12 protein-coding genes and 1 pseudogene are annotated in these 16532 nt (G+C 27.6%); 7 read left to right on the forward strand and 6 right to left on the reverse strand.

Annotation, left to right across the window (positions count from 1 at the left end; all coding sequences use genetic code 11):
• Positions 1 to 434: 434 nt before the first annotated feature.
• Positions 435 to 2126: a vWA domain-containing protein gene (locus Q1X91_RS09920; protein WP_300756606.1), complete on the forward strand. Its 1692-nt coding sequence runs from the start codon at positions 435 to 437 to the stop codon at positions 2124 to 2126.
• 60 nt (positions 2127 to 2186) lie between these two features.
• On the opposite strand, the gene Q1X91_RS09925 is transcribed toward Q1X91_RS09920, so the two are convergent.
• The 3 genes from Q1X91_RS09925 to Q1X91_RS09935 all read right to left on the reverse strand — a co-directional run bounded on the left by Q1X91_RS09925 (position 2187) and on the right by Q1X91_RS09935 (position 5467).
• Complete coding sequence (locus Q1X91_RS09925; protein ID WP_300756609.1) at positions 2187 to 2750, reverse strand: phosphatase PAP2 family protein; 564 nt, start codon at positions 2748 to 2750, stop codon at positions 2187 to 2189.
• A 588-nt stretch (positions 2751 to 3338) separates the two neighbouring features.
• Complete coding sequence (locus tag Q1X91_RS09930) at positions 3339 to 5162, reverse strand: LysM peptidoglycan-binding domain-containing protein (protein WP_300756612.1); 1824 nt, start codon at positions 5160 to 5162, stop codon at positions 3339 to 3341.
• 26 nt (positions 5163 to 5188) lie between these two features.
• Positions 5189 to 5467, reverse strand: a complete 279-nt coding sequence (locus Q1X91_RS09935) for an acylphosphatase (protein WP_020003978.1) — start codon at positions 5465 to 5467, stop codon at positions 5189 to 5191.
• Positions 5468 to 5552: 85 nt separating this feature from the next.
• On the opposite strand from Q1X91_RS09935, the gene Q1X91_RS09940 reads away from it, so the two are divergent.
• A complete protein-coding gene (locus Q1X91_RS09940; protein ID WP_300756617.1) occupies positions 5553 to 6152 on the forward strand; it encodes a methyltransferase in 600 nt (199 codons plus the stop codon).
• Here Q1X91_RS09940 and Q1X91_RS09945 read toward each other — a convergent pair.
• On the reverse strand, positions 6143 to 6811 hold the full coding sequence (locus Q1X91_RS09945; RefSeq protein ID WP_300756620.1) for a phosphatase PAP2 family protein: 669 nt from the start codon (positions 6809 to 6811) through the stop codon (positions 6143 to 6145). The genes Q1X91_RS09940 and Q1X91_RS09945 overlap by 10 nt on opposite strands.
• Positions 6812 to 7055: 244 nt before the next feature.
• Here Q1X91_RS09945 and Q1X91_RS09950 point away from each other — a divergent pair, with 244 nt between their 5' ends.
• The 5 genes from Q1X91_RS09950 (at position 7056) to Q1X91_RS09970 (ending at position 14500) form a co-directional block, all read left to right on the forward strand.
• Positions 7056 to 7808, forward strand: a complete 753-nt coding sequence (locus Q1X91_RS09950; RefSeq protein WP_300756622.1) for a pyridoxine kinase — start codon at positions 7056 to 7058, stop codon at positions 7806 to 7808.
• Entirely contained in the window at positions 7796 to 8839 is a 1044-nt protein-coding gene (locus Q1X91_RS09955; RefSeq protein WP_300756625.1) for a hypothetical protein, read from the forward strand. The genes Q1X91_RS09950 and Q1X91_RS09955 overlap by 13 nt, the downstream gene beginning before the upstream one ends.
• 261 nt (positions 8840 to 9100) lie before the next feature.
• Complete coding sequence (locus tag Q1X91_RS09960) at positions 9101 to 10009, forward strand: radical SAM protein (RefSeq protein ID WP_300756628.1); 909 nt, start codon at positions 9101 to 9103, stop codon at positions 10007 to 10009.
• Between the two features lie 266 nt (positions 10010 to 10275).
• On the forward strand, positions 10276 to 12450 hold the full coding sequence (locus Q1X91_RS09965; protein ID WP_300756631.1) for a PTS transporter subunit IIABC: 2175 nt from the start codon (positions 10276 to 10278) through the stop codon (positions 12448 to 12450).
• Positions 12451 to 12694: 244 nt separating this feature from the next.
• A complete protein-coding gene (locus Q1X91_RS09970; RefSeq protein WP_300756634.1) occupies positions 12695 to 14500 on the forward strand; it encodes a methyl-accepting chemotaxis protein in 1806 nt (601 codons plus the stop codon).
• A 459-nt stretch (positions 14501 to 14959) separates the two neighbouring features.
• Here the strand turns inward: Q1X91_RS09970 and Q1X91_RS09975 are convergent, their stop codons facing one another.
• Together Q1X91_RS09975 and Q1X91_RS09980 are read right to left on the reverse strand one after the other, a co-directional pair.
• Entirely contained in the window at positions 14960 to 15658 is a 699-nt protein-coding gene (locus Q1X91_RS09975; RefSeq protein ID WP_300756637.1) for a ribonuclease HII, read from the reverse strand.
• A gap of 24 nt (positions 15659 to 15682) precedes the next feature.
• Positions 15683 to 16532, reverse strand: a pseudogene (locus Q1X91_RS09980) (hypothetical protein); the annotation flags it as partial.

Below are 16532 nucleotides of genomic sequence, written 5' to 3' on the forward strand. Positions count from 1 at the left end.
AATTTTATTTCTTCGTCTGTTAAATTAAAATCCATATTTTGATTATACCATAAATTAAAAAATTGACAAACTTAAAAATTTTCAGTATATACCTAAACAGATATAGTTTGTCAAAAAATAAATTTTTAAATTTAGTATTTGTGGGGACTAGCCCTGCGAAGCACACAGTCGTGCTACGTTCTGCGTGCATTCGGCAAACACCACTTCTTTTGTGACTCTATCCATTTCGTAGGCAGGCGAAAGACTGAATTTTTAGTCAGAAATAGTTCTTATTTTATAATTTTAAATAAAACTTAATAACATTTTATATTATTATATTGAAATTACTTAATATATTATGTAAACTTAAAGTAAAAAATATTTCATCTCAATTAACATAACAATGCAGGTTTATGATATCCATAACCGATAATCATTTATAGAGGGTATCAACTATGAGAAACATAAGATATAAATATTTATTTGTTATTTTATCGGTAGTATTCATTACTACTTTAGAAAATTTATATAGTCAAAGTACAGTAAACACTTATGCTGTACGTGTTACAGAAAATGATGTTGATGTAACACATTTAATAAACGGCTATCAAATCTATATAAAAAAGAAACCTAGCGTAGCAGGATATAGGTTTCTTTTGAGACTTCCAAATGGGGAAAGTTCTTATCTTTATATTAATAATACAGGCAGCAGTAATGCTATAATTAATATAAGAAATACAGATTTCCATAATACACTTGGAGAAGCATTTCAGGCATTCATACCAGAAACAGTTTATTTAGACAGAAGAAATGCCTATTCTGTATTTACTTTAAGAGATAATATTAATATTATATTAGAGTCTTATGATATTAATAATAATAAATTATTGGATAGTGAAATAGTATTAAGAATAAATAATGAACATCAATCTTCACCTACTATTACATTAAGAAATGTAGAGAAAGAGGGAGATTTATATGCATTTTATCTTTACTATTCAGGCGGTGATAATGGAAAATATGCTTTTTATGTGAGAGAAGGCAAAACTAATAATTCCTACAAATTGATAAATACTTCTTTTGGAAGCACAGTTAATGATGATAATAGTGCTGTAGTATTAGAAGATACTTTCAATAGAGAATTAGGAAAAAAACTTTATATTAAAGCATATTTCAGACAATTACCTGAAGACAGATATTTGTCTTTTAATGTATTTAATACTAAAGGAGAAAGTTTTACTTATCCTATAGACTATTGCCTAGAAACTACAAATATACAAAAAGAAACTTTACCTCCTCAAATGCCTAGCGGAGGAAAAGAAGGTCCTGTACAAATAAGACCTGTTGATAATAGTAATAGAGTTATAGAGCAGTCTACAAACACAATGATAGTAAAGAGAGATGCACCTGTAAATAATAATAATGAAGATATAAAAATACTATCTTCTGCTTCCATTATTGAAAAAGAAGAACCAAAAAAAGAGCAAATAAATAAAGAACAAATAAATAATAGTGACAAAAAAAATCATTATTATGACGGCGAAGCTATGGAAACATTAATTAATGCAAGCAAAGCATTTAATACTCCTAATAACTATGCTGATGATACAGATGAACTTACTAAGAGTATAAAAAATGTTATAAACAGATACAAAGATGAAGGCGGTATTGATTTAGTTATAGTACTTGATACAACTGAAAGTATGCATCCGTATTTAAAGGCTGTAAAAAGAGATATAAGAGGTATAGTGAGAGATTTATTTGATAATCATAAGGGTTCAAGAATAGGTTTTTTGCTTTACAGAGATGTTAAAGATACATATTTTACAAAGAGAATAGACTTCACAGATAATATTAATACTATAAACAGAGAAGTTAATTATTTTTATGCAGCAGGCGGCGGAGATAAAGCTGAACCTATGTATGAGGCTGTACAGGAGGCATTAGAAAAGTTTGATTATACCAATGAAAAAAAATTGTTAATAGTTATAACAGATGCTCCTGCAAAAGTGATAGGAAGAGCAAATTTGGCATTAAATACTGAAACTGCAAGAGAAAAAGGAATAACTATAGAGTTTATACTAACTTCAGAAATAGAAGATGAAGAAGATACTTCAGATGATTATTTATATTATTTTACTTTTTAGATGTTAATAATGAATGATTATAAGCCCTTATCATTAAGATGAGGGCTTTTTTATTTATTATCATACAAATTTTTTTATTAATTTAATATTAGTTTTATTTAAAAGAATATAAATGACAGAAGAGACAGCTATTCCAATAAATGCCCCAAATACAACATCGCTTGGATAATGAACCATCAAATAAACTCTTGAAAAACCTATAATTAAAGCTATTAATACAGCAATAAAACTGTACTTCTTATTAAAATATAAAAATATAGGAAAAAGAGTGGCAAATGAAGCTGTTGTATGCGATGAAGGACATGAAAAAGATGTTTCTAAATGTTTTCCTACTTCTATCCAATACTCATAATAAATAGGATCTGTAAAAGGACGCTCTCTTGCTATTAAAGGTTTTAGTATCACAGCTCCTATCACTACAGAGATAAATAAACTAACAGCCATATTTATACCGCAAATCCTAGTCTTTTTTATGACAATTAATACAGCAGATAAAATTATTAAGGTAAGTCCTTCTCCTAGATTGGTTGCCAAAGAAAAGAAAGAGTCAAATATTTTATAATTGACATGAAGATTATGAGCAAACTCTATTATAGTTTTATCAAAAATATTTATAATTTCCATTTTTCATTTTCCTTTACTAATATATAATAGCTTTAATGATTTCTAATTTAATAGAACTAAAAACATTTAATTTTCATTATTGTAATATTATTTAATTTGTTAGTATAATGTTTTTTATAAAAAAGAGTTTCTATATAAAAATATACCTAAACAAATATAGTTTGTCAAAAAATTATTTTTTTAAATTTAAAATATTGCAGGGCTTCACAGTCGTACCCGCTCTGCGTGCCGACGAGATCCAGCGAAAGGCTATATTTCAGGCTAAATTTAGTAATTTATTCTACATGTAAAACATAAATTAGTACTATTTAGTATTATTTTTTTACTTGCACTTTTTGCAACTTTTTACGGCGGGAAAAAGTTGAATAAAAAAATTGACAAACTTAAAAATTTTTAGTATATAATGGAACAGTTTTATTTTGTCAACTGATGTACATTATATATAAATTATCAACTTTTTTGCCGCACAAAAAAGCTGCTGCCAAAAACACGCAGAACGTGGCATGACTGTGTGCTTCGTGGGCAGTCCCCGAAAATAATAAAAATATAAAAACTAATTTTGACAAACTATAGTTGTTTAGGTATATACTAGCCTCTAGGAAGCAGTTTTGTAGGATCTATCGCCCTTCCCTGATATGATATCTTGAAATAAAGCTCACTTCTGTCTATCATACCAGTGTCTCCTATATCTCCTATATACTCACCTTTACTTACAATGTCTCCAAGTTTAACATTAACTTTTGATAAATGAGCATATGAAGTATTGTATCCGTTTTTATGCTTTAATATAATAACTGTACCAAAGCCCCGTACATTATCAACATATTCAACTATTCCGTCATCAGAAGCTACAACCTTATCTCCTACATCCCCCAAAATATTAATGCCTCTGTTTGCAAGTTTATCTGATGTTACACCATATCCAGAAACTATTATACCTCTATAAGGCCATATAAAAGAACTTTCAGGCAATATGCTGTCATCATTAAATGAATATGATATCATCTTTACAGTCTGTACTTTTATGCTGGCTCCTATATAAAGTTTATATTCATTGGCATTTTTTATATTATTAAGCTGCATAAGAGATCTTAAATCCATTTTATGACTTTTGGCTATAGAATATAAAGTATCTCCGCTTTTTACTTTATATATAGATGTAACCAATGCAGATGTTTTTGGAGAATTGGCATATACTTTTAATGTATCGCCTATTTTTAATATATATTTATCATTTAGATTATTTAAGGAATAAAGTTCTACCAAATCCATTCCCCTAGCTAATGCTATTTCGCTTAAAGTGTCTCCGCTTTTTACTTTGTAATTTTCTAAAGTTCTGTACTGTGAAGGTTTTGATGATGTATTTATATTAACATTATCATATAATTTTAGAGTATCACCTACTTTAAGAACATAATTACTTTTTAATCCATTTAATGCAAGTAAGTCTTTTAATGACATAGAATTTTTTGCTGCTATTTCACCTAAAGTATCGCCGTATTTTACTTTATATGTTTTTATAGTTTTGCTTTGTGCATTTGAAGAGTTTTTAGCGTATATTTTTAATTTTTCCCCAGTTTTTAATTTATATTTAAGAGGATCATCTATATTATTTATTTTTAAAAACTCATTAACACTTATATCATTTTGAAAAGCTATTCCGTATAGAGTATCGCCGCTTTTTACAGTATAGTATTCTACTTCTTTTTGAATATTAGAAACTGAATTATTATTTTCCTTTTCAGTGCTTTCTGATTTTGCTACATACATAGTCTTTCCTACATAGAGCTTATATTTATTAGGATCGTCAATATTGTTAATTTTCAAAAATTCACTTGCAGTCATACCATGTGAGAATGCTATGCCGTATAAAGTATCGCCGCTTTTTACTTTGTATGTATCATAGTTTTTTTCAGAAATATTATCTTTAGAATCAGATAAATTAGACGAGTTATTAGAAGCAGATGAAGTATTATTTGCTACTTTTAGTATCTCTCCGATTTTTAAATTATATTTATTAGGGTCTTTAATATTATTAATAGCTAAAAACTCATTTGCAGTCATACCATGAGAGAACGCTATAGCGTATAAAGAATCTCCATTTTTTACTTTATAGTCTTTATATGATTTGTTTTCTTCCCCTTTCAAACCATATACTTTATTTTCAGAATCATATACTAAACTATATCCAGCCTCTTTTACTTTTAGAGTTTCACCTACTTTTAATTTATATTCATTAGGGTCTTTGATATTATTTAATTTTAAAAACTCACTGGCACTCATGTCATGAGCGAATGCTATACCATAGAGAGTATCGCCGTTTTTTACTTTATAATCTATATAATTAGCCCCAAAGCTAATACTAAAGAATGTGCATCCTATAACAGATGCATATTTAAAAACATTTTTCATAATTTTATTAGTTCAAGTAAAGGTTATTAATTTGCAATTTCAAAAACTTCATCTATAAGCGGGTCAGAAGGAGTAATAGTCACTGTAGATTCTTTGACACTTGACATTTGAGGACCTATTTTTATCTTCTCCACAAACTCATCAATATCCTTTTTACTTTCTAAATACCCCACTACTTCAACAGAACCGTCATAATTGTTCCATACTTTTCCGCTGACTTTCATCTCATCAGCTATTTGTTTTGCATAGTATCTGAAACCTACGCCTTGAACTCTTCCTTTTAATATAATATCTACTTTAAACATACTACGATTATCGGAAAAGTATTTTAGTTAATTTATACTGTACATAAAAATTGACAATTTATACAAACAATATAAAATTAGAAGAATGATCAATATAGAAATAAAAAATATAATACTTCAATTTATAACTGATGATAGACTTTTCTCTCCCAAAAAAATAGATACTGGAACATTATCTATGCTTGAAGAAATTGATTTTAGTTTAGAAAGCAGAGTATTGGATTTGGGCTGCGGATACGGAGTAGTAGGAATACTTGCTGCAAAAATTATAGGAGAAGATAAAGTTGTAATGTGCGATATAGATGATAATGCCGTAAATACATCAAAAGAAAATGCTTTATTAAACGGATTAAAAAATATAAGCATTATAAAAAGCGATGGGCTTAAAAATATAAATTATAAAGATTTTTCTCTAATACTTTCAAATCCTCCATATCACAGTGATTTTTCTACAGCAAAGCATTTTATAGAAGAAGGTTTTTATAAATTAATATTAAATGGAAAATTTGTTATGGTTACTAAAAGGCTTGATTGGTATAAAAACAAATTAACTTCTGTTTTCGGAGGAGTAAAGATAAAAGAAAAAAACGGATACTATATATTTATAGCAGAAAAGCGAAATAATATACCGTCAAATAAAATAAAAAAGAGATTAAAAAATGCAAATAAAAATTATCATAAATGACCGAATATAGGAAGCCCTGTTATATAAAAGAAAGCCAAATTAGATAAAAAACCTATCACAGTACCAAATATTATACCGCATACCACATCAAGAGGATAATGAAGTCCTACATATACCCTGCTGAATGCTATTAAAGAAGCTATCAGATAGAATAATAATGCAGAATATGTACTGTAGCTTCCCATACAAAAAGATATTGCAAAAGCTACCATAGTATGTCCTGATGGAAATGAATGCTTATCTGGCGGATACATTATAGGTACTTTATCATGCTTTTTATACGGACGTATTCTGCTGAAAAAACTTTTTATATACAAAAATAAAAATATACATAAAAATACTGCTGCTACCGCCCTTGAAAAATATAAAGCTGCATATCTTATTCTAAACATATAAAACAGAAGATAAAGCAAAACCCATATATAACCGTCTCCCATTCTGCTCATAAACTTCATAAATGTTTTTACAGGACCTTTTCTATTATCTTTAAAAATCTTTAAAAACAGTTTATCATCTATTTTTGACATAAACTTTATTAATGGAAGGTTATTTATATAATTAATTCTTTTTTGTTTTCTTCTTTTTTTGAGAATTTTTTTTATCTTTTTCTTTCTTCTTTTTTTTATTCTTTTAGATTCGCTATTTTTTTCTTTATCCATAAAAGAAGTCCAACTTTTAACTACACTAATAAAATATCATAAAATACAAATAAATCAACTATTTATACATTCTTTATATTTTACTAAAAATATATTCGTATTATATGTTTTAATATACAAACAAATTTAATATTTTCATATAAATAATAAATATATGTAAATATTTTAAAATATTTAGTGATTTTTTTAAAGTTTCCGAAGATAATTTTAAAATATTAAAAAATAAGTTTTTAGGATATATAATGTGCTTGTAGGAAATGATGCATATGAAAAGTTTATAGAATATATTGAAAATAAAATAAATTTTGACTTCCTTTCTCATATACCTGGTTCAGATGATACATTAGAAGCTCAAAGAGAATCTATTATCAACTTAATAAGAAGATCAAACAGCAATGAAGCTTTTTTGGACTATATATCATATACATATACCATACTGGAAAATGATATAATAAGACAGATAATCTCAATCTCTTGGCTTAAAGGCAATGGTATTGAGGATAGAATTATTAATGATGATAAATTTGAACTTAATAATAATGAGCTTATAAATTACATATCTATACTCTTGGTATTAAGAGATATAATGCATACAAGCTATATAGCTTCTCTTCCTATATACTATGAATATAAATATGAACCAAAAGAGTTTATAGATAAAGCCAGAGAAATGATAGAGCATTCTATATCAAATATATCAACACTAGAGCATATTAATCCTATATTTATAGCAATAGCAGCTAAAAGTGTTTTACCATATTCTATAACAAATGATGAGCTTTCAAGTTCTTCCAAATTAATAGCAATACTTTTTAATTTGTCAAGAATAATGGCTTCATATCCTTATACTGATAAAATTATAGAAAATACTCAGCCTATATTTTCAAGTGCTTTGTATAACTTGGTAAACAACGCTTCTTTCTTGGGGCTGGATTATAAAATGGTTAGAGTAATATATGATAAAGCAAAAACAGGAGAAATAAAGTGGAAAAACTAGCAAAATATAATATCACTTTTATAGCAGTTGCTGTATCATCTTTAACTATAATATCAATGTGTGCATACATGATAGTTAATATGCATACTTATATTATGAGAGTATTAATGTTTATAGAGTTTTTATGCTCATTTTATTTTGTATGCGTTTTTTTCTATAAGATGAACAGATACTCAAGAATAGAACTTTTCTTCTATCTTGTTGTATATTTAGTACCATTTGTATTATCAATATTAGGTCTTTTTTATATAACTAACTTTTTCTCTCTAAACAGAGTATTTTTAAGAGAAAATATTGCAGCCTCTTTCCTTACAAGAGGATACCATGTATTATTTATATTTTATATATCACATATAATATATTTCTTTTATTTGTTTAGTGCTGAAAATAGAAACAGCTTTTATTCTCTTATATCATCATATTTTATAATAACTATTTCTATCATTATGGCTATAATATTTATAGTATTATACGGAGTAATAAACTGGGTATTTGACAATAAGATCATTACATATTATGAAAACACAAAAAATGAAATTATATATGAGGCAGAACTTGCTTTTTCTCAAAATACTGATAATGATAAACTAGAATATGAAGGATTTGCCAAAAGTTATAATATGGCTGCAATTTATTATGAAAATGAACTTAAATACAAAACTGATGATTGGGAAGATTTTGAGAGCACACATTTACTTTTTGAGGCAGCTATTATGCAGGGAAACGGATTCTTATTTATAGGAAGCGGAAAAGATTTTACATATCCTTATTATATGTTTATACTAATATATGTAATAGTAAACTCTTTGATATTAACCTGCTCTATAATATTCTTTAAGATTTTCCTTACTAATAAATTTGGTAATTATATTGATATTATGATAAAAGGTTTTAAAGAAGATAGTTATATATATGCCATAGAAACAGAAAATATGGATAATACCGAAATTAAAACTTTATCAGAACTATACAATAAAAAATTATTAACTTATAAATATAGGGAAAGATTTATTAAGATGTTCACTAGATAATATTATTATAATTATTTCATATATGAATTATCCATTTTATGTTTATAATTTGCAAGTATTTTTTATGAGTTTAATATAATAAATAATTTTTGTTTTATCAATTTTTTCTAAATCAATATTTTTATATTATAAATATTTATGCATAAGATTTTTTTAAATTTTTTGTTTTGATTTTAACAAACATACTTGATAAAAATATTAATATACAGTATTATATATAAATATAATGTTTTAATATATTATTAAAGAGATAAATTTTATATGCTTAAATACAGAGAAATTAACTGCAAATCGGCTTTAAATAAAATAGATAATGAATATGGATTTTGCTATGATTTAAATATTTACAGAGGATGTATCCATAAATGCTATTACTGTTTTGCTGTGTATTCTCATAAATATATTAATTCAAAAGATTTTTTCGGTGAAATATTTGTCAAAAAGAATATTGCAGAAGTTTTAGAAAAAGAATTATCATCAAGAAATTGGAAAAGAGATATTATTAATCTAGGAAGTGTTACAGACAATTATCAGGAAGCAGAAAAAGATTACAAACTTATGAGAGATGTTTTAAAACTCCTAATAAGATATAAAACCCCAATGTGCATATCAACGAAAAGTGATTTGATATTAAGAGATTTTGATTTGATAGATGAGCTTTCAAGTATAGTTCCTGTGAGAATAGCAGCAACAATAACGGCATTAGATGAGAAATTGTCTTCATTAATAGAGCCTAATGTAATAAGCCCAGAGAGAAGATTAAATATATTAAAAGAGTTTAAAAAGACAAAAGCTGTAACAGCAGTTCATACTATGCCAGTAATGCCTTTTATTACAGAAAATGAAATTGAAAATATTTTTAAAAAAGTGAAAGAATATAATATAGACTATTGTGCTACAGATGTACTTAAATTAAGAGGAGAATGCCGAAAAATATATTTAAACTTTGTTAGGCGTACATTTCCAGAACATTATAAAAAATATTTGTATATCTACGGAAGCGATGGGCTTTTAAAAGATGAATATAAAGAAAAAATATACTCAAAAATAGAATCATTAGAAGAAAAATATAACATAACATACAAGACTAAAGAAGAACTTAACACAGAAGACAGTGTTTATAATAGGTATAAAAACAAAGTTTGGCAAGAAGAGCCTAGTTTGTTTTAAGTATTATTTATAATATATTAAATCTCTATAAATTAAACTATATAAAGTATCAAATTATAATAAAATTTATTCTGTAATCAAATAAATATAGATATATTATTAATTGCAAAAATTATTGATAAAAATATATACAATTATAAAAAAATTTATTATACTTATAGTAAGAATTGATGTTTATATGTGATATTAGTATACATAATACTTTATTTTATCATGTCTCTCATATTCTTATCAAAAATATATTTTAATAATCTGGAGTTCTTTATATGAAGGATAAAATTTTCGGTGTACTGCAAAGGGTAGGAAGATCATTCATGCTTCCTATAGCCGTACTTCCTGTTGCAGGCTTGTTTTTAGGTATAGGAAGTTCATTAACGAATACCACAATGCTTGAAACCTATAATTTAATGGGTATTCTAGGTCCTGGTACTATTGCCTATGATATATTATCAGTATTAAGCGAGGCTGGTAATATCATATTCGGAAACCTTCCTATTATATTTGCTATGAGTGTAGCTATAGGTATGGCAAAAAAAGAGAAAGAGGTTGCTGCTTTATCTGGAGCTATAGCATTTTTTGTAATGCATGCTTCTATAGGTAAAATGATACAAGTTATGGGCGGAGCTGAAAAACTTTTGGATGGATCTACTACAAATGTTGTAGGTATATTATCACTTCAAATGGGTGTATTCGGCGGTATTATAGTAGGTCTTGGAGTAGCTGCTTTGCATAATAAATATTATAATATAGAGCTTCCTCAAGTATTGTCATTTTTCGGCGGTACAAGATTTGTTCCTATAATATCTTCTATAGTATTTTTGGTAGTTGGTATATTAATGTATTATGTATGGCCTCCTGTACAGGTTGTTATGAATAAATTAGGAGATTTAATAGCTGGTTCTGGTTATATAGGTACTTTATTCTATGGTATAATAGAGAGAGCATTAATACCTTTCGGACTTCACCATGTATTCTATACTCCATTATGGCAGACTTCACTCGGCGGTACTATGATGATAGACGGCAATTTGGTAGAAGGTGCTCAAAACATATTCTTTGCTCAGTTAGGATCCCCTACTACAACTGCTTTCAGTGTAGAAGCTACTCGTTTTATGACTGGTAAATTCCCATTTATGATATTCGGCTTACCTGGTGCTGCCTTAGCTATGTATAAAACTTCAAGACCAGAAAAAAGACAGGTAGTAGGTGCTTTGCTTTTCTCTGCCGCTCTAACAGCTATGCTTACTGGTATTACTGAGCCTATAGAGTTTACATTTATATTTGTAGCTCCTATATTTTATGCTATTCACTGTATACTTGCAGGTATATCTTTCATGCTCATGCATATACTTCATGTTACAGTAGGTATGACATTCTCAGGCGGTTTTATAGACTTATTATTATTCGGTATAATACAAGGCAATGCTAAAACTAATTGGGTATGGATAGTAATAGTAGGCGTTGTTTATTTCTTTGTTTACTATTTCCTATTCTCTGCTTTAATTAAAAAATTTGACTGGAAAACACCTGGAAGAGAACCAGATACAGAAGAGCCTAAACTATATAGAAGATCCGATGTTGAAGCTGCTAAAAATGCAGGAAAAGAAGGCATATCATCTTCAGCTTCTAAATATGAAGAAGCTCCTTTAATAACAGCAGGTCTTGGCGGAAAGAAAAATATAAGCGATGTAGACTGCTGTGCTACAAGACTTCGTATTACAGTATTTGATGCCTCTAAAGTTGATGATGCTCTATTAAAACAAAGCGGTGCTGCTGGTATTATCAAAAAAGGAAATGGTATACAGGTAATATACGGACCTAAAGTTACTGTAATAAAATCAAGACTTGAAGATTATTTGCATGATCCTATAAGCGATGAAGAAGTATCTGTTAATACTGCTAATACTGCAGCAGAAATAGTAAAACAGGAAGAAAAGAAAGAAGAGCCTGTTGCAGAAAAAGCAGAAAAGAAAGAAACATCTTCTTTAGTAGATAAAGTATATGCCCCTATACAAGGCAATATAGTAAAATTAGAAAGTGTTAAAGATGAAGCATTCTCAAGCGGTGCTATGGGTAAAGGTATAGCTATTGAACCTAAAGAAGGCAAAGTATATGCTCCTTTTGATGGTATAATAGAAACAGCCTTCCCTACAAAACATGCTATAGGATTAACTTCTGATAAGGGAGTTGAACTTCTTATCCATGTTGGTATGGATACTGTAAAATTGGGCGGTGCTCACTTTATTTCGCATATAGAAGAAGGACAAAAAATTAAAAAAGGTGATTTATTATTAGAATTTAATATCGAAAAAATAAGGGGGGAAGGATATCCTACACTCACTCCTGTTATAGTAACAAATTCTGATGATTATTCTGAAGTTGATGTTACAAGTGCTTCTTCTGTAAATATAGGCGATGATTTACTTGATGTTAAAAAATAATAAAAAGTAAAAAACAAATAATAAAAAAATGGGAGAGTTATTAATTTAGCTCTCCTATTTTTATTTTATTTTTTTATTGCATTTTTTCTATTTTATTATTATATTATCAATATAATTTTTTTGATTATTAATTAATAATATTTTATAGTATTTCCGAAAAATGTTAATTTATTATAATTGAAAATAAAAAAAATAGCCTAATCATAATTTATACCTGATAATTAAAATATTTGGAGAATTATTTATGAATGATAACAAAAAGAAGTATATATTAATGCTTAAATTTTTACTTCCATTTGCTGCGTTTATAATAGTTATAGTTGCAGCGTTGATGTTATATTTTATACCTAGGTACGAAAGAGAATTTGCCTTAGCGATAGAGTCTAATATGTATAAGAATGAGACATCAGTTACTACTTGGCTTAATTATTATTATTCACAAATAGAAGTTTTAGCATCATATTGTAAATATGAAACAGATTATACTCAAATGCTTGATTCTTTTAAGGAATTAGAAAGTATAAAAGAAGAGATTAAAAATATACATTTCAGCGGGACTGTATCATATAAAGACGGAGGATTATTGGTAATAGTATATGGAGATAATATTGAAGGATTTGACCAAACTACTAGAGAATGGTATATAGAAGCTAAAAAAGATCCTTCCAACATATTTATAAGCTCTCCATATATAGATGCAGAAAGTAAGGAAACAGTTATTACTATATCCAAAGGCGTAACATTAAATGGAAGTTTTATAGGTGTAATTGGTATAGACATATCTTTTAAAAAAATATCAGAGATTTTGCTTAGCAATAGTGATAACAAATACTATATATCATTAGAAGATGGTCAGTTAGTTACATATTCAGATAACTCTTTACTTTTCAATAAACAAAGAACTATATATACAGAACTTAATGCTCCTAGACTTAATGGTTCTAACTATGCTTTTTATATTGGTAAATCCAAATGGACAGCTGTGTATGATATACCTAATACTCCTTGGCTTTTAGTTGGACATGGAAGTTCATCTTATCTTAATAACAAAATAACTACACTTTCTATTATAATGGTTGTAGTTGCTATAGGATTTTTATTGATTCAGTTTGTACTTGTTATGTTAAATGTTACTCCATTATCTCAAACTTTAGACAGAGCTATAGATGTTATAAAAAATATGACAGATAAACATTTCAATGCTGTATTTGAAGATAAGTTATTAAAAAAGTCTGACCAAACAGGTGTTTTAGTTAATTCTATACAAAATATGCAGAAATCTCTTGGAAACTCTATACATTCTCTACAGGATTCTTTGAATTTTATTAATAATGAAATAGATACCGTTGCAGATGGAAGTACAAATTTATCTGACAGAACTAATACTCAGGCTTCTTCACTTGAGGAATTATCTAGCTTAATAGAATCTTTATCATCATCACTTGATGAAACAAATATTCAGTCTAATGATGCTAAGGATATGAGCGTAAAAGTGGCAGATGCTACTAAAATAGGGGTTGAATCCTCTTCAGAAATTATAAGCAGTATGAGTGAGATATCTGAATCTAGTAAAAAAATATCAGAAATGACAAAACTTATACAGTCTATTGCTTTTCAGACTAATATACTTGCATTAAATGCAGCAGTTGAGGCTGCAAGAGCTGGGGATCAAGGTAAAGGTTTTGCTGTAGTAGCAAGCGAGATACGTTCTTTAGCCCAGAATGTTGATGAAACAGCTAAAAATATTACTAATACTATTAATGATGCTTTAGCAAAAGTAGAGGCTGGAAATAAAGCTGTTGAAAACTCTTCAAAAATACTTGAGGATATAGAATCTTTAGCACAGGATATGCTTACTAAATTAAGCTCTATCTCAGAGAGAGCAGTTATAGAAGCTGACAGTATAAATCAAATTAATGTTTCTGTAAGACAGCTCAATTCTATTACAGGCGAAAATAGTAATTTAGCAGAGGCTAATGCTAGTTCTACAAAAGAAGTAAGAACAAAAATAGAAGATATGGTTGAACAAATTAATAGTTTTAAATTTTAAAATAAATATAAATTAAAAAAGAAATGGCTTTTAATGGTCATTTCTTTTTTTATATATTTTTAGCACAGAATATACGCTGAAAATTTTTAAGTTTGTCAATTTTTTTATTGTTCTTTTTATCGCCGCAAAAATAACCTTATATCCTCGACAAGCTCGGATACGCTTCGCGAAAGTGCAAGTGTAACAATAATACTAAATAGTACTAATTTATGTTTTACATATAGAATAAATTACTAAATTTAGCCAGAAATATAGCCTTTCGCTGGACTTCGTCGGCACGCAGAGTGGGCGGGCTGTGCCTGCTTCTCGGGCACACAGAGTGAGGCGTACTTCGTATGTGGCACACCTGCCTACAGCACGGACAGACGTCATAAAAGAACTGGGGCACGAATGTGAAGCCCTGCAAATATTTCAAATTAAAAAAATTAATTTTTGACAAATGATAGTTGTTTAGGTATATTATAAAATAAGATTATCTTCTATTTTTTTATCTGAGAAATTTGATTTTATAGGCTCAAATGAATATCTATGCATATCGCTTGCTCCATACATTTCAATAGCTTTCATATGCTCTTTAGTTCCGTAGCCTTTATTTTTAGCAACTTTATACTTCTGATAAACTTCAGGAAGATCATTCATCATTCTATCCCTTTCTACCTTAGCAACTATACTTGCACAGCCTATACTGTAGGATTTAAAATCTCCTTTTGTTATAGAGCATTGCTTTATATCAATATCTAGTTTTACAGCATCTATAAGAAGTACATCAGGCTTTATATTTAATCCCCTAACAGCATTAACCATAGCAAGTTTTGTAGCATTATAAATATTAATCTCATCTATAGTTTTTGCATCCACCGAATATATACTGTAACATAATGCTTTATTAATAATTTTATCATAAAGCTCTTCTCTTTTTTTAGCAGATATTTTTTTAGAGTCATCAACCTCTTCTACGATATTTTCTCTTGACACTTCAATATCATTATTAAGTTCTAAAGGCATTATAACAGCAGCAACTGTAACAGGTCCGAATAAACAGCCTCGTCCTACTTCATCAATACCGCATATATATTTATAGCCTAATGATAAGTACTCTTTCTCATAGGCAAATTTGTCTATGACGGAGGAATTATATTTAGAGTCAAACATATCCATAAAAATTAATCCCTCCTTAAAATATTATAATAGCTGATAAGCCAAAAATACTATTATTATAACAGCAAATAAAGAAATAGATACTATAGCAACATTACCTATTTTTTTATTCACTTCTTTAATTTCTTTATTATTCTTTGCCTGATTGTCTTCTATTTTTTTGATTCTTCTATTATTTTTAGAACTCTCTTCATTAAGTCTGTTTTCTATATAATTAATCAGCTTTTCATTTTGAGGATTATTATAATTTACTTTGTTTAATCCTTTGCTGTAATTTTGAACTTTATTAGATTCTAATTTTGTATTTACAGTATTGGCAAGCTCTTCGTATTTTAAATAATTATTTTCTAATATTTCATTAATATTTTTAATGAATGCCTCGTATCTTCCGTCAGCATTTTGATTTTCTTCATCAAAATATTTTTTCTGCTCTTCAATACTGATATTAAATTTATTATTCAAATCATCAGCGAGCTCTTCATATTTTATATTGTTTTTTTCTAATATATCATTTATAGTTTTGATAAATGCATCATATTTATTGTTCTGTTCTTCCATATGTGTATTAATTTTATTATTTATATCTTCATAAGTTTGATGCATTTCTTCTTCAAGGTCTTTATGTACTTTTCTTAAAGATGAAATATCTTTAAAAGTTTTTAGGTTCTGTTCCAGCATTACATTGTTATAGTTAGAATTATTATTATCTATTTTTTCTGTAATGCTTTCATCTAATTCTTCTTTTAATTTAGATATATTATTGTTTTGCTCTTCAAAGAATTTTGATTGTTCTTCTTTACTATTTTCTATTTGACTAAATAATTCTTCTAATTTATTATTACTATATTCTTTTTGTTCTTCTAGTTTAGAACTT

Origin of the sequence: uncultured Brachyspira sp. (genome assembly GCF_949287625.1) — a bacterium.
Lineage (GTDB): Bacteria > Spirochaetota > Brachyspiria > Brachyspirales > Brachyspiraceae > Brachyspira.

Excerpts from the sequence above, each read along its gene's own strand:
- Q1X91_RS09920 (WP_300756606.1), top strand. The coding sequence starts at position 435 with ATGAGAAACATAAGATATAAATATTTATTTGTTATTTTATCGGTAGTA.
- Q1X91_RS09925 (WP_300756609.1), bottom strand. The coding sequence starts at position 2,750 with ATGGAAATTATAAATATTTTTGATAAAACTATAATAGAGTTTGCTCAT.
- Q1X91_RS09930 (WP_300756612.1), bottom strand. The coding sequence starts at position 5,162 with ATGAAAAATGTTTTTAAATATGCATCTGTTATAGGATGCACATTCTTT.
- Q1X91_RS09935 (WP_020003978.1), bottom strand. The coding sequence starts at position 5,467 with ATGTTTAAAGTAGATATTATATTAAAAGGAAGAGTTCAAGGCGTAGGT.
- Q1X91_RS09940 (WP_300756617.1), top strand. The coding sequence starts at position 5,553 with ATGATCAATATAGAAATAAAAAATATAATACTTCAATTTATAACTGAT.
- Q1X91_RS09945 (WP_300756620.1), bottom strand. The coding sequence starts at position 6,811 with ATGGATAAAGAAAAAAATAGCGAATCTAAAAGAATAAAAAAAAGAAGA.
- Q1X91_RS09960 (WP_300756628.1), top strand. The coding sequence starts at position 9,101 with ATGCTTAAATACAGAGAAATTAACTGCAAATCGGCTTTAAATAAAATA.
- Q1X91_RS09965 (WP_300756631.1), top strand. The coding sequence starts at position 10,276 with ATGAAGGATAAAATTTTCGGTGTACTGCAAAGGGTAGGAAGATCATTC.
- Q1X91_RS09970 (WP_300756634.1), top strand. The coding sequence starts at position 12,695 with ATGAATGATAACAAAAAGAAGTATATATTAATGCTTAAATTTTTACTT.
- Q1X91_RS09975 (WP_300756637.1), bottom strand. The coding sequence starts at position 15,658 with ATGGATATGTTTGACTCTAAATATAATTCCTCCGTCATAGACAAATTT.